The organism is Chitiniphilus shinanonensis DSM 23277 (genome assembly GCF_000374805.1).
Taxonomy (GTDB): Bacteria; Pseudomonadota; Gammaproteobacteria; order Burkholderiales; family Chitinibacteraceae; genus Chitiniphilus; species Chitiniphilus shinanonensis.
In genome coordinates this window covers 84,645-106,960 of sequence record NZ_KB895348.1, presented here as the reverse complement: position 1 = coordinate 106,960, position 22,316 = coordinate 84,645, and the positions used below count along the sequence as shown (strand labels likewise).

At 68.3% G+C, this 22,316-nt stretch carries 21 protein-coding genes; 13 read left to right on the top strand and 8 right to left on the bottom strand.

What is annotated here, in order from left to right; genetic code table 11:
- Window position 1 precedes the first annotated feature (1 nt).
- The 3 genes from C556_RS0114110 to C556_RS21775 all read right to left on the bottom strand — a co-directional run bounded on the left by C556_RS0114110 (window position 2) and on the right by C556_RS21775 (window position 4,911).
- Complete coding sequence (locus tag C556_RS0114110; protein ID WP_245559257.1) at window positions 2-739, bottom strand: basic amino acid ABC transporter substrate-binding protein; 738 nt, start codon at window positions 737-739, stop codon at window positions 2-4.
- A 178-nt stretch (window positions 740-917) separates the two neighbouring features.
- Window positions 918-1,730: an HDOD domain-containing protein gene (locus C556_RS20515; protein WP_018748901.1), complete on the bottom strand. Its 813-nt coding sequence runs from the start codon at window positions 1,728-1,730 to the stop codon at window positions 918-920.
- 133 nt (window positions 1,731-1,863) lie between these two features.
- A complete protein-coding gene (locus tag C556_RS21775) occupies window positions 1,864-4,911 on the bottom strand; it encodes an Rne/Rng family ribonuclease (protein ID WP_083930605.1) in 3,048 nt (1,015 codons plus the stop codon).
- A gap of 615 nt (window positions 4,912-5,526) precedes the next feature.
- On the opposite strand from C556_RS21775, the gene C556_RS0114095 reads away from it, so the two are divergent.
- From C556_RS0114095 to C556_RS0114060, 8 genes are all read left to right on the top strand, one after another.
- A complete protein-coding gene (locus tag C556_RS0114095) occupies window positions 5,527-6,501 on the top strand; it encodes an RluA family pseudouridine synthase (RefSeq protein WP_026263102.1) in 975 nt (324 codons plus the stop codon).
- Between the two features lie 5 nt (window positions 6,502-6,506).
- On the top strand, window positions 6,507-7,160 hold the full coding sequence (locus C556_RS0114090) for an HAD-IIIA family hydrolase (protein WP_018748898.1): 654 nt from the start codon (window positions 6,507-6,509) through the stop codon (window positions 7,158-7,160).
- Window positions 7,160-7,537, top strand: a complete 378-nt coding sequence (locus C556_RS0114085; RefSeq protein ID WP_018748897.1) for a Rieske (2Fe-2S) protein — start codon at window positions 7,160-7,162, stop codon at window positions 7,535-7,537. Before C556_RS0114090 ends, C556_RS0114085 begins: the two co-directional genes overlap by 1 nt.
- A 13-nt stretch (window positions 7,538-7,550) precedes the next feature.
- Entirely contained in the window at window positions 7,551-8,486 is a 936-nt protein-coding gene (locus C556_RS0114080) for a S49 family peptidase (protein ID WP_018748896.1), read from the top strand.
- A gap of 16 nt (window positions 8,487-8,502) precedes the next feature.
- Entirely contained in the window at window positions 8,503-9,309 is an 807-nt protein-coding gene (gene motD / locus C556_RS0114075) for a flagellar motor protein MotD (RefSeq protein WP_018748895.1), read from the top strand.
- A 144-nt stretch (window positions 9,310-9,453) separates the two neighbouring features.
- A complete protein-coding gene (locus C556_RS0114070) occupies window positions 9,454-10,197 on the top strand; it encodes an alpha/beta hydrolase (RefSeq protein ID WP_018748894.1) in 744 nt (247 codons plus the stop codon).
- Window positions 10,198-10,573: 376 nt separating this feature from the next.
- Window positions 10,574-11,827, top strand: coding sequence for a 6-phosphofructokinase (locus C556_RS0114065; RefSeq protein ID WP_018748893.1), 1,254 nt, complete (start codon window positions 10,574-10,576; stop codon window positions 11,825-11,827).
- A gap of 239 nt (window positions 11,828-12,066) precedes the next feature.
- Window positions 12,067-12,768, top strand: coding sequence for a MarC family NAAT transporter (locus C556_RS0114060; RefSeq protein ID WP_018748892.1), 702 nt, complete (start codon window positions 12,067-12,069; stop codon window positions 12,766-12,768).
- Window positions 12,769-12,923: 155 nt separating this feature from the next.
- Here the strand turns inward: C556_RS0114060 and miaA are convergent, their stop codons facing one another.
- Genes miaA through mutL form a run of 3 tightly spaced genes read right to left on the bottom strand, consistent with a single transcriptional unit; the run spans window position 12,924 to window position 16,470 of the window.
- A complete protein-coding gene (gene miaA, locus C556_RS0114055; protein ID WP_018748891.1) occupies window positions 12,924-13,850 on the bottom strand; it encodes a tRNA (adenosine(37)-N6)-dimethylallyltransferase MiaA in 927 nt (308 codons plus the stop codon).
- Window positions 13,847-14,617 (bottom strand): hypothetical protein, encoded by a 771-nt coding sequence (locus tag C556_RS0114050; protein ID WP_018748890.1) that lies wholly within the window; start codon window positions 14,615-14,617, stop codon window positions 13,847-13,849. Before C556_RS0114050 ends, miaA begins: the two co-directional genes overlap by 4 nt.
- Window positions 14,617-16,470, bottom strand: coding sequence for a DNA mismatch repair endonuclease MutL (gene mutL / locus C556_RS0114045; RefSeq protein WP_018748889.1), 1,854 nt, complete (start codon window positions 16,468-16,470; stop codon window positions 14,617-14,619). Before mutL ends, C556_RS0114050 begins: the two co-directional genes overlap by 1 nt.
- A gap of 197 nt (window positions 16,471-16,667) precedes the next feature.
- Here mutL and C556_RS0114040 point away from each other — a divergent pair, with 197 nt between their 5' ends.
- Window positions 16,668-17,039: a hypothetical protein gene (locus C556_RS0114040; protein WP_018748888.1), complete on the top strand. Its 372-nt coding sequence runs from the start codon at window positions 16,668-16,670 to the stop codon at window positions 17,037-17,039.
- A 63-nt stretch (window positions 17,040-17,102) separates the two neighbouring features.
- Here C556_RS0114040 and C556_RS0114035 read toward each other — a convergent pair whose 3' ends face one another.
- Together C556_RS0114035 and tsaE are read right to left on the bottom strand one after the other, a co-directional pair.
- The gene (locus tag C556_RS0114035) at window positions 17,103-18,410 is read right to left on the bottom strand and encodes an N-acetylmuramoyl-L-alanine amidase (protein WP_026263100.1); all 1,308 of its coding nucleotides are present in this window, start codon (window positions 18,408-18,410) and stop codon (window positions 17,103-17,105) included.
- Entirely contained in the window at window positions 18,383-18,859 is a 477-nt protein-coding gene (tsaE, locus tag C556_RS0114030) for a tRNA (adenosine(37)-N6)-threonylcarbamoyltransferase complex ATPase subunit type 1 TsaE (RefSeq protein ID WP_018748886.1), read from the bottom strand. Before tsaE ends, C556_RS0114035 begins: the two co-directional genes overlap by 28 nt.
- 29 nt (window positions 18,860-18,888) lie before the next feature.
- Here tsaE and queG point away from each other — a divergent pair, with 29 nt between their 5' ends.
- The 4 genes from queG to pxpA are packed head-to-tail and all read left to right on the top strand — an operon-like array spanning window position 18,889 to window position 22,269.
- The gene (gene queG, locus C556_RS0114025) at window positions 18,889-19,947 is read left to right on the top strand and encodes a tRNA epoxyqueuosine(34) reductase QueG (RefSeq protein WP_026263099.1); all 1,059 of its coding nucleotides are present in this window, start codon (window positions 18,889-18,891) and stop codon (window positions 19,945-19,947) included.
- Window positions 19,944-20,597, top strand: a complete 654-nt coding sequence (pxpB, locus tag C556_RS0114020) for a 5-oxoprolinase subunit PxpB (protein WP_018748884.1) — start codon at window positions 19,944-19,946, stop codon at window positions 20,595-20,597. Before queG ends, pxpB begins: the two co-directional genes overlap by 4 nt.
- The gene (locus C556_RS0114015) at window positions 20,594-21,538 is read left to right on the top strand and encodes a 5-oxoprolinase subunit C family protein (protein ID WP_018748883.1); all 945 of its coding nucleotides are present in this window, start codon (window positions 20,594-20,596) and stop codon (window positions 21,536-21,538) included. The genes pxpB and C556_RS0114015 overlap by 4 nt, the downstream gene beginning before the upstream one ends.
- Window positions 21,514-22,269 carry a 5-oxoprolinase subunit PxpA gene (gene pxpA, locus C556_RS0114010; protein ID WP_018748882.1) on the top strand — a complete coding sequence of 252 codons (756 nt, stop codon included), beginning with the start codon at window positions 21,514-21,516 and terminating at the stop codon, window positions 22,267-22,269. Before C556_RS0114015 ends, pxpA begins: the two co-directional genes overlap by 25 nt.
- Window positions 22,270-22,316 lie beyond the last annotated feature (47 nt).

Here is a 22,316-nt window from a genome sequence, read left to right as displayed (position 1 = left end):
ATCAGTTGCCGAAGTACTTGCGGTAGATCTTGTCGTAGGTGCCGTCGGCCTTGATGGTGGCCAAGCCCTTGTTGATCTTGGCGAGCAGATCCTTGTTGCCCTTCTTCACCGCAAAGCCGTAGTGCTCCTTGGCGAAGCTGGGATCGTCCAGCGTCTTGAGCTTGGCGTTCTTGTTGTTGGCCAGGAAGTTCACCACCACGCCATTGTCGGCCACCACGGCATCAACGCCGCCGGACAGCAGTTCCTGCAATGCCAGCGGGGTCGATTCGAAACGCTTGATGTTGGGGCTGGTCTTGCCCAGCAGCTTCTGTACCACTTCGTCGCCGGTGGTGCCGGTCTGCACGCCCACCTTCTTGCCTTTCAGGTCGGCGAAGCGCTTGATCGGGCTGTTGGCCGTCACGGCGATCAGCTGCTTGGCCTCGAAGTACGGATCGGAGAAATCCATGGTCTGCTTGCGCTCGGGGGTGATGGTCACCGCCGAGGCCACGATGTCGCGATCGCCGGTGGCCAGCGTGGCGAAGATGCCTTCCCACGGCGTGTTGTGGAACTGCACCTTGATGCCGGCCTTGGCGGCGGCTGCGCTGAGTACGTCGATGTCGAAGCCGACGACCTTCTGGTTCTTGTCCTGCCACTCGAACGGGGCATAGGCGGCGTCGGAAGCCACTTGATAGACCTTTTCCGCTGCCTGGGCGCCGGCAACGAGGGCAAGGCCAAGCACGGCCGCAAAAAGGCGATTCATGGAACGCATCGGTTCTCTCCTGAAGGCGGGCGAAACACCCGGCATTGTAAGGTTGGCTGCTCGCAGACTAGGCAGAGCGTTCCCGCCCGCCTATTAGGTCAAACCCTAGCCCAGCCGAGCGGTGTCCGCTTTGGGGCGGATCAGTATTCCAGGGAGAAAGTGCCGGAGCCGGGCCGGGTCAGCTCAGGATGCGTTCCATCTCGGGATCGAGCGCGGTCAGCTCGTCCACCTCGGCGGCGATCGCCTCGCGCAGCGCCGGTTCGTGGTCGGCCAGCAGGCGCGCCAGGCCCGATGCCAGTTGCTCCGCGGAAGGGGGTTCCGGCTGGGCGGCCAGCAGCACTGCCAGTTGCAGCAGGCGCGACAACGGGGCTTCCGGCGTCGGCTGGTTCTGCTCCGCCAGGGCGTGCTGGATCGGCGCCGGGAAGTTCCAGCGCGATGCCAGTTCGGCGGCGACCTGGACGTAATCGAATCCGATGTTCTGGTCCTCCAGCGCGATGCGGTTGCTGCCACCTGCCACCGAGCGGTCGATGCGTACCGCCAAGTCGGGCTGGACCACGTGGATCAGCAGTTCGCCGATGTTATGCAGCAGACCGCAAAGGAAGGCCGCCTCGGGATTCACGCCCAGGTGAGCGGCCAGTCTGCGGGCGGTGCTGCCGACGCGCAGGCTGACGCGCCAGAATGCCTTGCGATCGAAGCCCGGGGTGGCGACGAAGGCGCCGGTCACGCCCGATGCCACCACCAGGGTGCGCACGGTGTCGAACCCCAGCACGATGATGGCCTCGTTGACCGAGCCGATCCTGCGGCTGGCGCCGAACTGCGCGGAATTGGCCAGCCGCAGCACCTTGGCGGTGATGACCTGGTCCAGTGAGATGCGTTTGGCGACCTCGCCGATGTTGATGTCGCTCTGACTGAAGGTGCCGAGCAACTCCTGCACGATGCGCGGAATGGTGGGCAGTTTGTGGGTCTGATCGAACAGGTCTTCCAGATGCATGCATCCTCCGGCGGGCGCGCGGGCCCTTGAATCAGCCGCCATGCTAACGCAGCAGCTGGAGCAAAAACAGGACGACCGACAAGGAAAAAGCCGCCAGGGATCGGCGGCTTTTTCCTTGGGGCGGGCGACGCGATCAGGCGTCGCGCGTTTCCACCTGCGTCAGCGGCTGTGCTTCGGGCTGCGGCGCGGCGACGGCATCGCTGCGGCGGGTGCGCGCGGCGGGCTTGGCCGGTGCCGGCGCCTCGGCGGCCGGCGCGGCGTCGGCGCGGGTCTCGACCAGTTGCAGCGGCTCGCTTTGCGCCGCCTGATCGGCGGACTGCTTCACGTCGCGACGGCGGCGGCGCGTCGGTGCCGGCGGCACGTCGACCGCTGCCGGTGCCGCTTCGGCGCGGGTGGCGACCATCACCAGACCGGCTTCCTCGGGCGTGCCGACTTCGATGGCCGGTACGCTGGCAGGCGCGGCCGGTTCGAAGGCCAGCGCGCTTTGCTGCGGCGCGGTGGCGACGGGTTGCACGTCGGCTTCGGGCTTGGCTTCCACCTGTTGCGCAGGGACCGGTGCCTCGACCACGACGACCTCGACCGCGGCAGGCTCGGCCACCGGTGCTTCCTGCACCGGCTCTGCCACTTCCACGGCTTCGACAACCGGTGCCGGTACAGCGGCAACCGGCTCGGCCGTTTCGATCGGCGCGGGGGCCGCAGCGGCAACCGGTTCGACCGGCGCCGGAGCGGGCGCGGCGGTGGTCGGTTGCGCTACCGGCGCGGCCTGTTCCTCGACCTCGGTCTTGGTTTCCCACCACGGTTGGCCGGCCGGTGCGGCGGTAGCCGGCACTGCGGCGGCTTGCGGCGCCTCGGTGGTGCCTTCCTCGGCGATCACGCCGGCTTCGGCGTTCTCGGCCACATTGCCTTCGCCATTACGGTCGCGACGGTCGCCACGGCGGTTGCGACGACGACGGCTGCGGCCTTCACCTTCGGCTTCCGCGTTCGGCGCGGCCTGCGCCTCGACGGCCGGCACGGCGGCCAGCGGGGTTTCCAGTTCGGCCACCGGCGCGGGCGTCACTTCCTTCGGCGCGCGTTCGGCGCGCGGCTGGCGCTGCTGACGCGGCTCGCGCGGTTCACGTTGCTCGCGATTGCCGCGCTCGCTCTGGGTTTCCAGGGCCGGGCGTTCCTGGCGTTCGTTCCGTTCCTGGCGCTCGCCACGCTCGGACTGGTTCTGGCGCTCGTTGCGGTTGCCGCGCTGGCTGCGGTTGGCGAGATCTTCCTCGATGCGGGGCTTGTTGCCGCCGCGGCGTTCGTTCTGGCCGCGTTCCTGGCGTTCGCCGCGCTGCTCCTCGCCACGCTCCTGGCGCTCGCCACGGTTGCCGCGATTGCCGCGCTCGTTACCGTTGCGTTCGTTACGGTCGTTGCGCTCGCGACGGCCGTTGCCGCCCTTCTGCTGTGCGCGCTTGGGTTCGGCGGCCGGTGCGGGCTGCGCTTCGCCGCTGCCGCTGAGCCAGCCGATGATGCGCGACCACAGCGACGGGGCGCTCGGCGCGGGCGTCGGGGCCGGCAGCGTGTCACGCGCCGAGACCGGCGCCGGCTGTGCCGGGGTGATGCCCTTGACGGCGGCTTCCGGGCGCTTGGCCTGTTCTTCCTTGGCGCGACCGGGCTGATAGCCTTCCTCGGGCGGCACTTCCATCATCTTGTACGACGGCAGCACTTCCTCGATCTGGTTCAGATCGTCGTGGCGCAGGCGGGTGACGGTGTAGTTCGGGGTTTCCAGATGGATGTTGGGGATCAGCACCACCGCCACCTTGAGGCGGGCTTCGATGGTGTGGATCTCGGCGCGCTTCTCGTTGAGCAGGAAGGTGGCGACGTCCACCGGCACCTGCGCGTGCACCGCGCCGGTGTTCTCCTTCATGGCCTCTTCCTGCATGATCCGCAGGATGTGCAGCGCGGACGATTCGATGCCGCGGATCACGCCGGTGCCGTGGCAGCGCGGGCAGGCGATGTGGCTGGTTTCCTCCAGGCTCGGTTGCAGGCGCTGGCGGGAAAGCTCCATCAGGCCGAAGCGGCTGATCTTGCCGGTCTGGACCCGGGCGCGATCGAAGTGCAGCGCCTCGCGCAGGCGGTTCTCCACCTCGCGCTGGTTCTTCGGGTTCTCCATGTCGATGAAGTCGATCACGATCAGGCCGCCCACGTCGCGCAGGCGCAGCTGGCGGGCGATCTCGTCCGCGGCTTCCAGGTTGGTGCGCAGCGCGGTTTCCTCGATGTCGGTGCCCTTGGTGGCCCGCGCCGAGTTCACGTCGATGGAGTAGAGCGCTTCGGTCTTGTCGATGACGATGGCGCCGCCCGACGGCAGGGTCACTTCACGGGCATAGGCGCTTTCGATCTGGTGTTCGATCTGGAAGCGCGAGAACAGCGGCACGTCGTCCTGGTAGATCTTCACCCGGTTGACGTTGCCCGGCATCACGTGGCTCATGAACTGCCGGGCCTGCTCGTAGATGTCGGCCTTGTCGATCAGGATTTCGCCGATCTCGGGCTGGAAGTAATCGCGGATGGCGCGGATGACCAGGCTGGATTCCTGGTAGATCAGGAACGCGCCGTTCTGCGAGGTGGCGGCGCCTTCGACGGCCTTCCACAGTTGCAGCAGGTAGTTCAGGTCCCATTGCAGCTCTTCGACCGAACGGCCGATGGCGGCGGTGCGGGCGATCAGGCTCATGCCGGACGGGGTTTCCAGCTGGTCGAGCACGGCGCGCAGTTCCTGGCGCTCGTCGCCCTCGATGCGGCGCGACACGCCACCGCCGCGCGGGTTGTTGGGCATCAGCACCAGATAGCGGCCGGCCAGGCTGATGTAGGTGGTCAGCGCCGCGCCCTTGTTGCCGCGTTCGTCCTTTTCCACCTGGACGATCAGCTCCTGGCCTTCGCGCAGCAGGTCGGCGACGCGACCGCGGCCGCTGTCGCCTTCGCTCATGTAGGAGCGGGCGATTTCCTTGAATGGCAGGAAGCCGTGGCGCTCGCAGCCGTAGTCGACGAAGCAGGCTTCGAGACTGGGCTCGATACGGGTGATGACACCCTTGTAGATGTTGGACTTGCGTTGTTCCTTGCCGACGGTCTCGATGTCGAGATCGATCAGTTTCTGACCGTCGACGATGGCGACGCGCAGCTCTTCGGCCTGCGTCGCATTGAACAGCATTCTCTTCATGAAAAAGGCTCCTGCACGCACTCCTACGGCAGGGAGCCCCGGCGCGCAAACGCCAGCAACCCGGGATCGGTTGCGCAACAACCCGGCGACAGGCGCAGGATCGTGCGGCAACGGGTGAAAAAGCGGGTCGTGGTGTGCGGAATATCCTCAATCGGGCGTCGGATCGACGCGAAGGGAGCCGGGGTGACCAGGGCTGGCTGCGGCGCGACGCGCGGCGGGTGCTTCAGCGCTGGCATCCACGTTCTAGGCCGCTCGGTCGCGCTCCCTTCCCGGGCTGCGCGGGCCGCGCGGTATCAAACCGTGCGAGTGCGTTGCGTGTACAAATCAATTACCATCGCTACTTTTTTGCGGTGAGCAGGTTTAACCGCTTCCCGGATCGAGGACGACCCGGACGCGCCGCTGCGAGACCCGCGCACACACTCCCGATAACGATGCCGAATAGACGGCGCCGGGAGGGGTACGACATACGGTACGGCGGGAAAGGTGATCGCTGGCGTATGCGGCCGGAACGGCCAAAGAACGGGAAAAAAACGCGCTGCGACGAGATAGGCGGCATGGCTCGAATGGCGAACCCGTTCCGGCCCTGTCGCGGCGTGCAACAGAGTATATGTCAAGATGTCACAGACTAGCAAAGCACCTGCTCCACCCGCCGTTTCCTTCGTGACGGTGAGCGCCGACAACGCCGGGCAGCGGATCGACAACTTCCTGCTGCGCGAGCTCAAGGGCGTGCCCAAGAGCCGTATCTACAAACTGATCCGCGGTGGCGAGGTCCGGGTGAACAAGGGCCGTATCGACGCCACCTATCGCCTGCAGGAAGGCGACGTGCTGCGCATTCCACCGGTGCGCGTGGCCGAGAAACCCGACGCCGCGCCGGCCGAGATGGCCAGCGAGCGCATCCAGGTGCCGGTGGTGTTCGAGGACGACGCGCTGCTGGTGGTCGACAAGCCGGCCGGCCTGGCGGTGCATGGCGGCTCCGGCGTGTCGTTCGGCCTGATTGAGCTGCTGCGCGCGCAGCGGCCGCAGGCGAAGTTCCTGGAACTGGTGCACCGGCTGGACCGCGAGACCTCCGGCCTGCTGCTGGTCGCCAAGAAGCGCAGCGCGCTTACCGCCCTGCACGAACTGCTGCGCGACGCGCACAACATCGACAAGCGCTACCTGGCGCTGGTCAAGGGCGCCTGGCCCGACGAAAAGCGCAACCTGCGCTACAAGCTGTTCAAGTACACCACCGCCGACGGCGAACGCCGGGTGCGGGTGACGCCGGACGGCCAGGACGCACATACCGTGATCTACCGCCGCAAGCTGTGGTCCGACTGCGCGCTGGTGGAATGCGAGCTGAAGACCGGCCGCACCCACCAGATCCGGGTGCATCTGGCGACGGCCGGCTATCCCATCCTGGGCGACGAGAAGTACGGCGATTTCGCACTGAACAAGGCACTGGTGCGCCACGGGCTGAAGCGCATGTTCCTGCATGCCTGGAAGCTGCAATTCGCCCACCCGCTCACCGGCCAGCCGCTGGCGCTGGAAGCACCGCTGCCGCCCGAGCTGGCCGCCTACGTGGCGTCGCTGGATCGGACCAACAAGGAAGACTGAACCCCATGCCCAAGCCTTTCGACCTGCTGATCTTCGACTGGGACGGCACGCTGATGGATTCGACCGGCACCATCGCCCGCTCGATCCAGCGCGCCTTCGCCGACGTCGGCCTGCCCGAACCCACCGATACCCAGGCGCGCTTCGTGATCGGCTACGGCCTGACCGAGGCGATGGCCTACCTGGCGCCGGGTGCGGACGAAGTCACCATCGGCCGCGTGGTCGAGGCGTATCGCCACTACTACCTGGCGCAGGACCAGTCGCTGGTGCTGTACGACGGCGTGCGCGAATGGCTGCCGCGCCTGCGCGACGCCGGCTACCCGCTGGCGGTGGCCACCGGCAAGTCGCGCGTCGGGCTGGATCGTGTGCTGGCGCATACCGGGCTGGGCGAGCTGTTCGAGGTCACGCGCACCGCCGACGAGGCGTTCTCCAAGCCGCATCCGGCGATGCTGGAATACATCCTCGACTACATGGACGTCACGCCGGAGCGGGCACTGATGGTGGGCGACACCACGCACGACCTGCAATTGGCGATCAACGCCGGCACGCGCAGCGCCGCCATGACCTACGGCGCGCATCCGCTGGCCGACATGCTGCCATTGGCGCCGCTGGCGCATTTCGATGCCTTCCCGGCGCTGGCGCGCTGGCTGCTGGAGGCATGATGCAGGACGATCCGCTGATCCAGCCCGGCCAACGCATCTGCGACCTGGCGCAACTGCCCGACCGTGGCCTGGGCGTGCGTTTCGCGCTGGACTACGCCGGCGAACGCCGCAATGCCTTCGTCATCAACTTTCATGGTCGGGTGCACGGTTACCTGAACAGTTGCGCGCACATCCCGGTGGAACTGGACTACCGCGCCGGCGATTTCTTCGACCTCTCGGGCGCCTATCTTGTCTGTGCCACACACGGCGCCTACTATGCCCCGGACAATGGCATGTGCCTGGGCGGACCGTGCCCGGGCCGCAGCCTGACCCCGGTGGCGCTGCAACTGCGCGACGACGGGGTCTACCTCGCCGACGAGCCGATCAACTTCGATTAAGCGGATTTCGCACATGCAAGACAACTGGGAACGTCAGGCGCTCACCGATCTGTTGCAGGCCGGCGTCAAGGAACGCCGCGCCGCCAGGCGCTGGGGCATCTTCTTCAAGCTGATCGGCTTCGGCTACCTGTTCCTGCTGCTGGCGCTGGTGCTCGGCTGGGTGGGGCAGCGCAGCGCCGAGCAGACCACGCGCGGACCGCATACCGCACTGGTCAACCTGGATGGCGTGATCCAGTCCGGTGGCGAGGGCGACATCGGCGTGGTGGCGCAGGGCCTGCGTGCCGCGTTCGACGATGCCAACACCAAGGGCGTGATCCTGCGGGTGAACAGTCCCGGCGGCAGCCCGGTGCAGTCGGGCCAGCTGCACGACGAGATGCTGCGGCTGCGCAAGGAGCATCCCACCATCCCGCTCTACGTGGTGATCGAGGACATCTGCGCTTCCGGCTGCTACTACACCGCGGTGGCCGCCAACTCGATCTACGCCGACAAGGCCAGCATCGTCGGCTCGATCGGCGTACTGATGGACGGCTTCGGCTTCACCAACACCATGAACAAGCTGGGCGTCGAGCGCCGCTTGCTCACCGCCGGCGAGAACAAGGGTTTCCTCGACCCGTTCTCGCCGCTGAACGACACCCAGCGTGCGCGGGCGCAGCAGATGCTCGACGAGATCCACGCGCAGTTCATCTCGGTGGTCAAGGCCGGTCGCGGCAAGCGCCTGGGCGACGATCCCGAACTGTTCAGCGGTCTGGTCTGGAGCGGCGAGAAGAGCGTGAAGCTGGGCCTGGTCGACGGCCTGGGCTCGGTCGGCAGCGTGGCGCGCGACATCGTCAAGGCCGAGGACGTGGTGGACTTCACTCCGCAGCCGGATTACCTCGACCGCCTGGCGAAGCGCGTCGGCGTCGCCGCCGCGTCCACCCTCGGCTCGCGGCTGGATCTGCAACTGCGCTGACGCAACGGATCGACCGATGGCCCGCCGCAAACGCCCCGAAGAGCACGAAAACCACGAACGCTGGCTGGTGTCCTACGCGGACTTCATCACCCTGCTGTTCGCCTTCTTCGTGGTGATGTACGCGATCTCGTCGGTCAACGAGGGCAAGTACCGCGTGCTGTCGGATTCGCTGATCACCGCGTTCCGCAACGATCCGGCGGCACAGGTGGCGACCATCCGCGTCGATCAGGCGCAGGGCCAGCCCAAGCGCATCGTCCAGCCGCTGAAGAGCCAGACCGGCAGCCCCACGCCCAGCCCGGCGCTGGAAGAGGAAACCCGCCGCATGCGCGGCATGGCCGGCAGTCTGCGCACCACGCTCGGCCCGCTGATCAACCAGGGCAAGGTGCGCGTCACCCAATCCAAGCGCGGCATCGCCGTCGAGATCGCCGATTCGGTGCTGTTCCAGACCGCCAAGGCGGACCTGCAACCGCAATCGGTGGCGGCGTTGACCGCGGTGGCCCGGCTGGTGAGCCAGACCGACAACCTGATCCAGGTCGAAGGCCACACCGACAACCAGCCGATTAACTCGCTGCAATACCCCTCCAACTGGGAGCTTTCCGCCGCCCGCGCCGCGTCGGTGGTGCGGCTGTTCGCCGACGAGAACGTCGCGCCGCAGCGCATGGTGGCGATCGGCTACGGCGAATACCGGCCGGTGGAATCGAACGACAGCGATGCCGGCCGCGCGCGCAACCGGCGCGTCACGCTCAACATCCTGGCCGACAACCGCGACGACGTATCGGTGCTGCCGCCCGACCCCCATCACCAGGCTGCTTCCGCGCCCTGAGTCTTCGCCTCTCCGCTTCGTATGGCGACGTGCGGGCTGCTGCCCGCGCATGCCGTAATTGCCCAGATTGTCCTCGGTGCTGGTGCGGCGGCGGGCGGCGGTCGTATCGTCCGGGTTCTTCGATCCGCTTTTGCAGGAGCCGTCATGCCAACCCCCAACGTGGTCTTCGACGATCAGGGCGTCCCGCTCACCGGCAGCATCGACGTGCCCGACACCGGCATCGGCCGCGACGTGCTGCTGCTGATGCACGGTTTCACCGGGCACCGCATGGAGCTGGCGTATTTCTTCGTCGACCTGGGGCGGCGGCTGGCGGCGCGGGGCGTGACGGTGTACCGCTTCGACTTTCGCGGCTGCGGCGAAAGCGGCGGGCGCTTTGTCGACATCAGCGTCGCCGACCAGATCCGGCAGATCGAGGCGCTGATGCACTGGCTGCGCGAGCGCCATCCCGAGGCGCGGTTGCACCTGGCCGGCTTCAGCATGGGCGGCCTGGCCGCGGCGCATGCCACCGCGCGCGGCGCGGCGCCCGCCACGCTGACGCTGATCGCCCCGGCCGGCAACTTGAAGGACGTGGTGCAGCGCAACTGCGACGCCGGGGTGGCGCTGGCCGACGGCACGGTGGACCTCCTGGCGCTGCCGATCGGCCCCACCTTGCGCGACGAACTGGCAAACTTGGATACCTACGCCGGGCTGGCGCGCATCGACGTGCCCACCCTGGTGATCCAGGGCAGCGCCGACGCTGCCGTGCCGTTGGCGGTGGGGCGGCGCATCGCCCAGACCATTCCCGGCGCACGCTGGCACGAAGTGCCCGACGCCGACCACATCTTCGGGCGGATCGCCGCCCGCGATGCGCTGGCGCGGGCGATGCTGGCGCGTATGAGCCTGGAATGAACTGGCCATCGTCCGTGGCTACGGCACCGTGAGCAGGCCCCCGGCGGAGCCGGGCGCGCTTCGCCGGTGGCGCGCCGGTACGGCTCAACCTTGATCGATTCCACTCCCCCCGCCCTCGCCGCCGCGAGGGAGCCTCGCTGCGCTCGTTCGTGGCGCGATTGCGGTGGGTTGGGGGCTGTTGTTTGTTTTGGGTGATGGGCGGGAGCCTCGCTTTGCTCGGGGTTTCGTTTGGCTGGAGGGCCTCGGTGGGCCGGGTGTCTTATGCCACGTGGCCAAACGGCACCATGGCGATTCTCCCCTAGCGGAAACTCCCGATGCCGTGGCGTGTTGCGCTGCGCAAAACTGGGCGCAGTCCATGCTTGCTCGCGGAGTCGCCATGCCCAAGAACGCGCTGTATGCCCAGTCCGGCGGGGTCACGCCCGTCATCAATGCTTCCGCCTTTGGCGTGATCTCCGCCGCGCGCCGCCACCGCGACCGCATCGGCAGCGTGTTCGCCGCGCGCAACGGCATCCTGGGCGCGCTGGACGAAGTGCTGATCGACACCGCGCAGCTCACCGACGAGATGATGGTGCAACTGAAATACACGCCCGGCGGCGCGTTCGGTTCGTGCCGCCACAAGCTGCGGCACGGTGCCGAGCTCAAGCGGTTGTTCGAGGTGTTCGAGGCCTACGACATCGGCTACTTCTTCTACAACGGCGGCGGCGATTCGGCCGACACCTGCCTCAAGGTGGCCGAGTTCGCGCAGTACCACGGCATCGACCTGACCGCCGTGCACGTGCCCAAGACCATCGACAACGACCTGCCGCTGACCGACTGCTCGCCGGGCTTCGGCTCGGTGGCCAAGTACGTGGCCACCTCGGCGCGCGAAGCCGGGCTGGATACCGCATCGATGGCCGCCAGCTCCACCCGCGTGTTCATCCTGGAGGTCATGGGTCGGCACGCCGGCTGGATCGCCGCGTCGGCCGGGCTGGCGTCCGCCGACGCCTTCGGCGCGCCGCACCTGCTGCTGACCCCCGAAGTACCGTTCGAGGCCGGGCGCTTCCTGCGCAAGGTGGACGAGACCATCGCCCGCGTCGGCTACTGCGTGGTGGTGGCCGCCGAGGGCATTCGCGACACGCACGGGGTGTTCCTGGCCGAATCGGGCGCGGTCGATGCCTTCGGCCATGCGCAACTGGGCGGCGTGGCGCCGATCCTGGCCGGCCTGGTCAAGCAGCATCTCAACCAGAAATGCCACTGGGCGGTGGCCGACTACCTGCAACGTTCGGCGCGCCACCTCGCCAGCGCCACCGACCTGGCGCACGCCGTGGCGGTGGGCGAGACCGCGGTGGCCTACGCGCTGGCCGGCATCCGCAGCGTGATGCCCGCCATCGTGCGCGAGGACAACGAGCCGTATCGCTGGCGCATCGAGCCGGTGCCGCTGGCCGACGTCGCCAACCACGAAAAGCCCCTGCCGCTGGATTTCCTCACCAGCGACGGCTTCCACCTGTCGCCGCGCGGCCGCGAATACTTCGCCCCGCTGATCCAGGGCGAAGCCCCGCCGCCGTTCCGCGACGGCCTGCCGGATTACCCGCAATGGCAGTTCGTGACCCACGACAAGAAGCTACCGGGGTTCGATCCTTCGCGCGGGTAAAAGGAAAAACGAAACCCCAAACCTTGAACCACAGAGGGCAGTGAGAACACGGAGTTGCACGGAGAAACCAAGGACATTCGGGCTGGCGTGTTCCTGCCTGTTTTCGTCCTTTCTCTGTGACCCCTCCGTGTTCTCACTGTCCTCTGTGGTTCGAGACGTGGGGTTTCACATCCCCGAACAGCTTGGCAGCAACGACCCGCTGCACCATGCTGGCAGGATCCACCCGCCGAACGCCCGCCATGCTCCAGGAACTGCTTGCCACCTTTCTCGCCACCATCACGGCGCTGCTGCCCATCATCAACCCGCTCTACACCGCCGCCGTGCTGCCGGCGATGGTGGCGAACCTGTCGCCGGCGGAGCGCGAGCGGCAACTGAAGCGGGCGTGCTACTACGCCGCCGCCATCCTGGTCACCTTCCTGCTGGCCGGGGCGCTGATCATGGATTTCTTCGCCATCTCGATCCCCGGGCTGCGCATCGCCGGCGGCATGATCGTGGCCTACATCGGCTTCACCATGCTGTTCCCCACCGAGGGCGGCACCCTGACCGATGCCGCGCAGGCTGAGGCGCTGGCCAAGCGCGACATCTCGTTCACCCCGCTGGCGATGCCGTCGCTGGCCGGGCCGGGCTCGATCGCCGTGGTGGTGTCGCTGTCGTCGTCGATGCACAGCAACAGCGAATTGCCGCTGTGGCTGGGCTACCTGACCGTCAGCCTCGGCATCGTCACCGTGGCGTGGATGTCGTGGCTGTCGTTGCGCGCGTCCAAGCGGCTGTACGGCTGGCTGGGCGAGAACGGCATCAGCGCCGTCTCGCGGGTGATGGGCTTCCTGCTGATCTGCATCGGCGTGCAGTTCTTCATCAACGGCGTGCGCGACCTGCTGCACGACCCGCACTTCATGCCGCAGCGGGGGGCGGTGGTGGTGACGGGCAACCCCAAATCTTGAACCACAGAGGGCACAGAGAACACGGAGATTCACAGAGAAAACCAAGGACATTCAGGCTGGCATGTTCCTACCTGTTTTCGTCCTTTCTCTGTGACACCTCCGTGTTCTCACTGTCCTCCGTGGTTCAAGGTTTGGGGTTTCAATCCCCCCTCCGACTAGATCAACCCCCGCACCCGTGCCACCACCTGCGCCGGCAGGTCGGGGGCGAGGCAGTCGAGCGGGGCGACGTCGTCCATGCCGCGCAGCCAGGTGAGCTGGCGCTTGGCGAGCTGGCGGGTGGCGAAGATGCCTTTGTCGCGCAGCGTGGCGGCATCGATGTCGCCATCCAGGTATTCCCACGCCTGCCGATAGCCGACGCAACGCATCGACGGCAGGTCGAGCGACAGCGTGTAGCGCTGGCGCAGCAGGCGCACTTCGTCCAGCAGGCCCTGCGCCAGCATGGCGTCGAAACGCAGGGCGATCCGCTGGTGCAGCGCGGCGCGCTCGCCCGGGATCAACGCCAGCTTGTGCAGCGCGTAGGGCAGCGGTTCGGCGGCTGGTTCGGCCAGCAGCGCCGACATCGGCCGCCCGGCCAGCAGGCAGATCTCCAGTGCGCGTTCCACCCGTTGCTGGTCGTTGGGCTGCAAGCGCGCCGCGGTCGCCGGGTCGAGTTGCGCCAGCCGCGCGTGCAGCGCAGGCCAGCCTTGCGCGGCGGCATCGGCCTGGAGTTGCGCGCGCAGCGCCGCGTCGGCCTGCGGCAATTCGTGGATGCCATGTTGCAACGTGTTGAAGTAGAGCATGGTGCCGCCGACCAGTACCGGCAGCCGCCCGCGTGCGGTGATGTCGGCCATCAGCGCCAGCGCGTCGCTGCGGAACTGCGCGGCGGAGTACGCCTGCTCCGGCGTGATCAGGTCCAGCAGGTGGTGCGGCGCGCGCGCCAGCTCGTCGGCGCCGGGCTTGGCGGTGCCGATGTCCATGTCCTTGAACACCAGCGCCGAATCCACCGAGATCAGCTCCACCGGCAGCCCGGCCTCCACCAGCGCGATGGCGCTGGCGGTCTTGCCCGAGGCGGTCGGGCCCATCAGGAACAGTGCGGGCGTCATCGGGCCGCCCGCCGCGAAACCGCATGGATCAGCGCGCCGCATGCCAGCGTGGCGGCAACGGCGGGCGGCACCGCCGCCGCGCCCCAGCGCGACATCAGTGGCGCCAGGATCAGGAAGCACACGCCGAAGCCGAGCAGGCCGGTGAGAAAGCCGCGCAATTGCAGCAACAAGGCATCGCGGCCAGAGCCGGCCAGGGTGAATGCCGGCAGCACGGTGGCGGCGACCGGCCCGCCGGCCAGCACGCCGGTCAACGTCGGCCCAAGCGCCAGGGACGCGCTCGACAGCACGGCGACGACCAGTAGCGCCGCCAGCATGCGCGCACCGAGTTCGGCCCGGGGCAGCGGTTGCAGGCGGGGCATGGCGACAGGGCGGGGCAGCAGTCGTAGCGCCAGCAACAGGCCGAACAATGAGGCGGCGCCCACCCAGGTCGAGGTGGCGAGACCGCTTTGCGCCAGCGCCAGCGCCACGGCCAGGTACACCATCCAGCCGCATAGCAGCGTGCCGCGCCAGCCCAGACGGCGGCTGGCGTACGCCAGCGTCAGCATATAGGCGGCATTGGCCCACAGGCCGGTGGGGGCCGCGTGCGCGGCCTGTTGCGCATAGGCCACGCCGTGCTCCAGCCAGAGCACGGCGATCACGCAACCGGCGATCAGCGGCAGGCCCCCGACCATGCCGGCCACTGCGGCGCCCCAGCGCTTGCCGGCCAGACTGGCCGCGGCGATCACCGCCGGGCCGGCGAACAGTTTGACGGCGATGACTGACCCCATCACTGTCCCCGCATGAAGAGCCCGTCGAGCTCCTTCATGGTCAGGCGGAACCAGGTCGGCCGGCCGTGGTTGCACTGGCCGGAGCGCTCGGTGGCCTCCATTTCGCGCAGCAGCGCGTTCATCTCGGGGATGGTGAGCGAGCGGTTGGCGCGCACCGCGCCGTGGCAGGCCATGGTGGCGAGCAGCTCGTTGCGTCGTCCGGCCAGCGCCTGGCTGGCGCCGACCTCGCGGATGTCCTTGAGCACCGCGCGTGCCAGTTCCACCGCGTCGGCATCCTTCAGCAGCAGCGGCACGCCGCGGATCGCCAGTTGGGTGGGCGAGGCCACCGACAGGTCGAAGCCCAGCGCCAGCAGCGCGTCCTGGTGATCCTCCACCGTGGCCACGTCCAGCCGCTCGGCCGGGAACAGGTGCGGGATCAGCAGCGGCTGGGTGGGCATGCGTTCCAGGTCGAGCGCGTGCTTCAGCTTTTCGTAGACCACGCGCTCGTGCGCGGCGTGCATGTCGACCACGATCAGGCCGTCGGCCGTCTGTGCCAGCACGTAGACACCGTGCAGCTGTGCCACGGCGAAGCCCAGCGGCGGGATGCCGTCCTCGTCGTCGGCCGGCATCGCGGGCGACGGGGCGAAGCCGGTCCACGTGGGCGGCGGTTCGGCCACCGCCACCGGATCGCGCTTCAGGTCGCCGAACAGGCGGTCGTAGGTCGCCAGCGGTTCGCTGGCCATCGGCAACGGCATCGGTTGCTGGCGATATGCCTGCTGCGCGTAGTCCTGCGGTTTCCAGCCGCTGGCGGGCTGCGTTGTCGGCGGCGCGGCGGAGGCCAGGATCTCGCCGGTTTCGGGATCGACGTTGGCCGGCGTCTGGCCGGCGCGGGTGCCCGACAGCGCCTTGGACAACGCCGAGAACACAAAGCGGTAGATGCCCTGGCTTTCGCGGAAGCGCACCTCGATCTTGGTCGGGTGGACGTTCACGTCCACGCCTTCCGGATCCAGCTCCAGGAACAGGCAGTACGCGGCATGGCGGTCGTGGTGCAGCACGTCGCGGTAGGCTTCGCGCAGCGCGTGCTGGACCACCTTGTCGCGCACGAAGCGGCCGTTGACGAAGAAATACTGCGCATCGCGGCTGGCCTTGGACAGCGTGGGCGAGCCGGCGATGCCCCACAGCCGCAGCGGGCCGACGCGCTCGTCCAGGCGCACGCCGCTCTGCACGAATTCGTCGCCCAGCAACTCGGCGCAGCGTCGCGCCAGGTCGCCCCGGGTCAGGCGCAACTGTGCGCGGCCGTTGTGGGTCAGCGTGAACTGCCTGCCGGGGTTGGCCAGCGCCAGCCGCTTCACCGCATCCTCGCAGTGGGCGAACTCGGTGGCGTCGGATTTGAGGAATTTGCGCCGCGCCGGGGTCTGGTAATACAGCTCGTGCACTTCGACCGTGGTGCCCATCGCCAGCGCCGCCGGTTCCGGCTCGCCGACACCGCCGTGATCGGCCTCGACGCGCCAGGCGTGCGGGGCGCCTTCGAAGCGGCTGGTCAGCACCAGGCGCGACACCGAGGCGATCGACGCCAGCCCCTCGCCACGAAAGCCCAGCGTCGCCACGCGCGACAGGTCGTCGAAACTGCGGATCTTGCTGGTGGCGTGGCGATGCAGCGCCAGGTGCAGATCGTCGCGCTCGATGCCGCCGCCGTCGTCGATCACCTTGATGAGCTTGGTGCCCCCGGCCAGCAACTCGATGTTGAGGTTGTCGGCGCCGGCGTCCAGGCTGTTTTCCACCAGTTCCTTCAAGGCGTTGGCGGGTCGTTCGACCACTTCGCCGGCGGCGATCTGGTTGACCAGGGTGTCGGAAAGGATCTGGATGCGGGGCATGGCGGGGCGGGGGTACGGCGGAAAAACGGCAGTATATCAGCCGCTTGGCCTCCCACTCGTCGGGAGAAAACGCTGGGCGGCGGCTCAGCGGGGGCACTTTGGCAAAACTATCGCCGTTCTTGCCGCACTATTTACTCAGTAGGGCTTAAAGGCCGGATATATAGTTGCATTCTGAATTATTTCTTGGAGATGCCATCATGAATGTCGGATCGGTCCAGTCGTCCAATTGGCAAGCGCTGCAACAAACCCAGCGCGCCACGGCGCCCTCGGCGACCAATGCCGCCAATCAAGTGGCGACCAGCGCTCCCACAACCGGCGAGGTCGACCCGGCCCGCCCACAGTTGAGCGACGATCAGAAGCAGATGGCCGATGTGCTGTATCTGTCGAACACCGCGCAGAACAACATGGATATCTACATGGCGGTGATGGCCGAGCAGAACAACCAGAACGTCACCTGGACGGTACAGCCGGACACCAGCAACAACCTCAACTTCGTCACCCAGGACCCGAACGGCGAGCAGCAGAGCATTCCGTATTCCACGGGCAGCATACTCAATACCAGTGCTTGATCGGCCTGCGGCGACACAAAAAAAGCCCCTCTTGCGAGGGGCTTTCTGCTGGGCGCCGGCTTCTCAGCCGCGGGCGACCTTGGTGCGCGGCGCGGGCGGGTTGGCGGCGAAATAGCGCTTGATGCCCTGGTGCAACGCGTTGGCCATCTGCTGCTGGTAGTCGTCGCTGATCAGCTTGCGCTCTTCGGACGGGTTGGAGATGAACGCGGTTTCCACCAGCACCGACGGGATGTCGGGCGCCTTCAGCACCGCGAAGCCGGCCTGCTCCACCTGCGCCTTGTGCAGGCGATTGATATTGCCCAGCTCGCCCAGCATCACCTTGCCCAGCTTCAGGCTGTCGTTGATGGTGGCGGTCTGGGTGAGATCCATCAGCGTGCGCGCCAGGTGGATATCCTTGGTATCGATCTTCACCCCGCCGATCAGGTCGGCGTCGTTCTGGGTCTGTGCCAGCCATTTGGCGGCGGTGGAGGTGGCGCCGCGCTCGGACAACGCGAACACCGACGAGCCGTTGGCGTCCGGCCGGGTGAAGGCATCGGCATGGAGCGACACGAACAGGTCGGCCTTGGCGGCGCGTGCCTTGCGCACCCGCGTGCCCAGCGGCACGAAGTAGTCGCCGTCGCGCGTCATCACCACCCGGATGTTGGGTTCCTTCTCCAGCAGCGCCTTCAGGCGGTTGGCGATCTGCAACACCACGGTCTTCTCGCGGTTGCCGCCGGGCCCGACAGCGCCCGGGTCCTCGCCGCCGTGGCCGGGGTCGAGCACCACGGTGACCAGGCGATCCACCTTGAGGTCGCTGCGCTCCACCACCTGCGGCTTGCTGCTGGCCGGCGTCGGCGTCGGCGTGGGCGCCGCCGCCACGGCGGGGGCCGAGGCGCTGGTCTGTTGTTCGTCGAGGAAAGCCAGCAGCGGGTCGTTCTGCACCGCGGGGTAGAGGTCGATCACCAGTCGGTTGCGGTACTCGCCCACCGGCGGCAGCGTGAACACCTGCGGCTTGATCTCGGTCTTGAGGTCGATCACCACCCGCACCACGCCGGGTTTGAAGCGGCCGGCGCGCAGTTGCTGGATGTACGGGTCGTCGGCCGTCAGCTTGCCGGCCAGGCTTTGCAGTTCGCTGTTCAGCTCCACGCCTTCCAGATCGACCACCAGCCGATCCGGGTTCTTGAGCAGGAACTGCTTGAAGGTAAGGGGGGCGTCGGATTCCAGGGTGACGCGGGTATAGGCGTCCGCCGGCCACATGCGCACGGCGACCACGGTGGGCGCGGCGGCGCGGGCGCCGACCGGCAGCACCGACAGCAGCAGGGCGCCGGCCGCGCCACCCAGCAGGCGGCGGCGGTCGGCGTCGATCAATTCAGGGCGAGGCGAGCGAGACATTCGGTTCCAAGCGGTGTTGCGGCGACGATCTCGGCCCGTCGCCCCTGGCCCTCCGGCGCCAGCCTGATCAACAGGTCCGGCGACGGCAGCAGCCCTTCGGCTTTATCGGCCCATTCGATCAGGCAGACGCTCTGCGGGTTGAAATAATCCCGGAATCCGGCGTCTTCCCATTCTAGGGGGTCGTGAAAGCGATATAAATCAAAGTGATACAAGTATAAGTTCGAAAGCGTATAAGGTTCAACCAAGGTGTAGGTGGGGCTTTTCACGCGCCCGGCGTAGCCCAGCGCGCGCAGCATGCCGCGGGTGAGCGTGGTCTTGCCCGCGCCGAGGTCGCCTTCCAGGAACACCACCAGCCCTGGCCGCACCGCTTGCGCCAGGGCGGCGCCCAGCGCCAGGGTGGCGGCCTCGTCGGGCAGGTAAGGCTTTCGCGTATCATCGAAGACAGACATAAAGGGCTCGGCAGGCTGTGGACGAAGCGGTGGTGGACAAACAGGCGGTGGTGGCGGATATCCGGCGATGGGCCGCGGAGCTGGGCTTTGCCCGCGCGGCGATCACCGGCCCCGATCTGGCGCACGCCGAGGCCGGCATGCTGGCCTGGCTGGAGGCCGGTTTCCACGGCGAGATGGATTATATGGCACGCCACGGGCTGAAGCGTGCGCGGCCGGCCGAGCTGGTGCCGGGCACGCGCAGCATCGTCAGCGTGATCCTGCCGTACCTGCCGCCGTCGGCCGCGGACAGCGAAGCGGTGCTGGCCGACGACGCCAAGGCCTACGTATCGCGCTACGCGCTCGGTCGCGACTACCACAAGGTGCTGCGCGCCAGATTGCAGGCCCTGGCGGATCGGCTGGCTGCGCGCATCGGTCCGTTCGGCCACCGGGTGTTCGTCGATTCCGCGCCGGTGCTGGAGGTGGAGCTGGCCAAACAGGCGGGCCTGGGCTGGCGCGGCAAGCACACGCTGCTGATCCATCGCGACCACGGTTCGTTCTTCTTCATCGGCGAACTGTTCACCGACCTGGATCTGCCACACGACGCGCCGACGGCGGTCGAGCACTGCGGACGCTGCACCCGCTGCCTGGACTTCTGCCCCACCCAGGCCATCGTCGCGCCCTATACCGTGGACGCGCGCCGTTGCGTGTCCTACCTGACCATCGAACTGAAAGGCCCCATCCCGCTGGCGCTGCGCCCGCTGATCGGCAACCGCGTCTATGGCTGCGACGACTGCCAGCTGGTCTGCCCGTGGAACCGCTTCGCCGCCGACAGCCGCGAACTCGATTTCCAGATCCGCAACGGCCTGGACGACGTGACGCTGGTGGAGCTGTTCGCCTGGAGCGAAGCCGACTTCCAACGCAACCTCGCCGGCAGCGCCATCTACCGCATCGGTCACGAACGCTGGCTGCGCAACCTGGCGGTCGGACTGGGCAATGCGCGCACCACGCCGTCGGTGGTGGCCGCGTTGCAGGCGCGCCGCGACGACGCCAGCGAACTGGTGCGCGAACACGTGGCCTGGGCGCTGGCCCGGCATGGAGCGGCGGCGTGAACGAAATCTCCCCTTCGATCCAGCCGCTGGGCGAAACCGCGCTGGTGTTGTCCGTGGGCCTGGACCTGGCGGCGCAGCGACGGCTCTGGGCCGCGTGGCATGCGCTGGAACAGCGCCTGCCGCAGGTGGAATGGATTCTCGGCATGGGCAACCTCACCGCACATTTCGATCCGCTGACCACCGCCGCGCGGGTGGTGATCCGTGCGCTGGAAGGCGCCTGGACCAACAGTGTCGGCGTGGAGCTGGCGTCCGGCCAGGTGGTGACGGTGCCGGTGCGCTACGGCGGCGAGCACGGCCCCGACCTGGCGCTGGTCGCCGAGCATGCCGGCATGACCCCGCGCGAAGCGGCCGAACTGCACGCCGCGCCCGACTACACCGTCTACTGCCTGGGCTTCCTGCCCGGCTTCGCCTACCTGGGCGGGCTGGACCCGCGCCTTGCTGCCCCGCGCCGTGCCGACCCGCGCCTGGCGGTGCCCACCGGCGCGGTGGCCATCGGCGGCGCGCAGACCGGCATCTACCCGATGCCGTCGCCCGGCGGCTGGCAGCTGATCGGCCACACCACCGCCGTGCTGTTCGACCCCTATCGCGAAACGCCCGGCCTGCTGGCGCCGGGCGATACCGTGCGCTTTTGCATCGAGGACATCGCATGACGCTGCTGATCCGCAAGCCCGGCCCGCAGAGCACGGTGCAGGATCTGGGGCGCGTCCGCTACCGCTTCCTGGGGGTGCCGGCCGGGGGCGCCTGCGACGAAATCGCCCTGCGCGTCGGCAACCTGCTGCTCGGCAACGCGCCGGATTGCGCCGCGCTGGAGATCGCCCTCGGCGGGCTGGAGCTGGTGTTCGAGGTCGCCACGCGCTTCGCGCTGACCGGCGCGGCGGTCGGCGCCACGCTCGACGGCGCGCCGGTGCGCGGCTGGCGCGTGCTCGACGCCGCAGCCGGCGCCAGCCTGCGCCTGGGCTATGCCGCGCACGGCGCGCGCATCTATCTGAACGTGGCGGGCGGCATCGACGTGCCGCCGGTGCTGGGCAGCCGTTCCACCGGCCTGCTCGCCGACCTGGGCGGCTTCCAGGGGCGCGCGGTCCAGGCGGGCGACCAACTGCCGCTCGGGCCGGTGGAAACCCTGCCGCCGCATTGCGCGGTGATGGCGCCGCCGCGCGGCCAGGTGCTGCGCGTGCTGCCGGGGCCGGAGTGGGGGCTGTTGCCGCGCGACACGCAGCGCGCGCTGTTGTCCAGCGACTGGACGGTGACACCGGCCAGCAACCGCATGGGCGCGCGGCTGAGCGGACCGGCGCTGGCATTGAACGATTCGGCCGAACTCGATTCCCACGCGGTGTTGCCCGGCGTGGTGCAATTGCCGCCGTCGGGCCAGCCCATCCTGCTGCTGGCCGACGCGCAGACCACCGGCGGTTACGCCAAGCCGCTGATGGTGATCGCGGCCGACCTGTGGCGTGCCGCGCAATTCCGGCCCGGCGAGGCGCTGCGCTTCGCCGAGGTGGAGCCGGCGCAGGCGCTGGCCGCGTTGGCCGCGCAACGACAATGGCTGGAACATCTGGAAAGGAGCCTGCGATGGCAGCAACGAGCATCGACCTGAACGCCGACCTGGGCGAGGGCTGCGCCGACGACGCCGGGCTGATGGCGTTGATCTCGTCGGCCAACATCGCCTGCGGCGGCCATGCCGGCGACGTGGACAGCATGCGCGCCGCCGTGCGGCTGGCCTGCCAGCACGGCGTGGTGATCGGTGCCCACCCCAGCTATCCCGACCGCGAGCATTTCGGCCGGGTGTCGCTGGACATCTCACAGATGCGGCTGGCCGAATCGATCACCGCCCAGCTGTGGGCGCTGAAGGCGGTCTGCATCGAGGAAGGGGTCGCCGTGGCGTACGTGAAGCCGCACGGCGCGCTGTACAACGACGCGGCGTGCCATCCCGGGCTGGCCGCGCTGATCGCCGCCACCGTGCGCGAGATCGATCCCGACCTGGCGCTGATGGGGCTGGCCGGCTCCTCGCTGATCGAGGCCGGCAACTACCAGGGCCTGACCACCATCGCCGAAGCTTTCGTCGATCGCGCCTACCTGGACGACGGCTCGCTGATGCCGCGCAGCCAGCCCGGCGCGGTGCTGGCCGACGAGGCCGCCGCCGTGGCACAGGCGGAAAGCCTGGCGCTGTCCGGCGGCGTGCAGACCGCCGACGGCACCTGGCTGCCGCTGGCCGCGCACAGCCTGTGCCTGCACGGCGACGGTCCGCACGCCCTGGCGCTGGCCCGCGCCACCCGCGCCATGCTGGAGCGGCGCGGCGTGAAGGTGATGTCACCACTGCTGGCGTGAGCGGGGCAGGGGAGCAAGGCGTTGCAGGGTAAAGATGCTGACATTAC

Bases quoted from the DNA above. Each gene is read 5' to 3' on its own strand.
- C556_RS21775 (WP_083930605.1), bottom strand. From the start codon at position 4,911: ATGAAGAGAATGCTGTTCAATGCGACGCAGGCCGAAGAGCTGCGCGTC.
- motD (WP_018748895.1), top strand. From the start codon at position 8,503: ATGGCCCGCCGCAAACGCCCCGAAGAGCACGAAAACCACGAACGCTGG.
- tsaE (WP_018748886.1), bottom strand. From the start codon at position 18,859: ATGTCTGTCTTCGATGATACGCGAAAGCCTTACCTGCCCGACGAGGCC.
- C556_RS0114110 (WP_245559257.1), bottom strand. From the start codon at position 739: ATGAATCGCCTTTTTGCGGCCGTGCTTGGCCTTGCCCTCGTTGCCGGC.
- C556_RS0114065 (WP_018748893.1), top strand. From the start codon at position 10,574: ATGCCCAAGAACGCGCTGTATGCCCAGTCCGGCGGGGTCACGCCCGTC.
- C556_RS0114070 (WP_018748894.1), top strand. From the start codon at position 9,454: ATGCCAACCCCCAACGTGGTCTTCGACGATCAGGGCGTCCCGCTCACC.
- C556_RS0114080 (WP_018748896.1), top strand. From the start codon at position 7,551: ATGCAAGACAACTGGGAACGTCAGGCGCTCACCGATCTGTTGCAGGCC.
- C556_RS20515 (WP_018748901.1), bottom strand. From the start codon at position 1,730: ATGCATCTGGAAGACCTGTTCGATCAGACCCACAAACTGCCCACCATT.
- C556_RS0114095 (WP_026263102.1), top strand. From the start codon at position 5,527: ATGTCACAGACTAGCAAAGCACCTGCTCCACCCGCCGTTTCCTTCGTG.
- C556_RS0114050 (WP_018748890.1), bottom strand. From the start codon at position 14,617: ATGGGGTCAGTCATCGCCGTCAAACTGTTCGCCGGCCCGGCGGTGATC.
- C556_RS0114015 (WP_018748883.1), top strand. From the start codon at position 20,594: ATGACGCTGCTGATCCGCAAGCCCGGCCCGCAGAGCACGGTGCAGGAT.
- C556_RS0114035 (WP_026263100.1), bottom strand. From the start codon at position 18,410: ATGTCTCGCTCGCCTCGCCCTGAATTGATCGACGCCGACCGCCGCCGC.
- C556_RS0114040 (WP_018748888.1), top strand. From the start codon at position 16,668: ATGAATGTCGGATCGGTCCAGTCGTCCAATTGGCAAGCGCTGCAACAA.
- mutL (WP_018748889.1), bottom strand. From the start codon at position 16,470: ATGCCCCGCATCCAGATCCTTTCCGACACCCTGGTCAACCAGATCGCC.
- C556_RS0114085 (WP_018748897.1), top strand. From the start codon at position 7,160: ATGCAGGACGATCCGCTGATCCAGCCCGGCCAACGCATCTGCGACCTG.
- pxpA (WP_018748882.1), top strand. From the start codon at position 21,514: ATGGCAGCAACGAGCATCGACCTGAACGCCGACCTGGGCGAGGGCTGC.
- C556_RS0114090 (WP_018748898.1), top strand. From the start codon at position 6,507: ATGCCCAAGCCTTTCGACCTGCTGATCTTCGACTGGGACGGCACGCTG.
- C556_RS0114060 (WP_018748892.1), top strand. From the start codon at position 12,067: ATGCTCCAGGAACTGCTTGCCACCTTTCTCGCCACCATCACGGCGCTG.
- miaA (WP_018748891.1), bottom strand. From the start codon at position 13,850: ATGACGCCCGCACTGTTCCTGATGGGCCCGACCGCCTCGGGCAAGACC.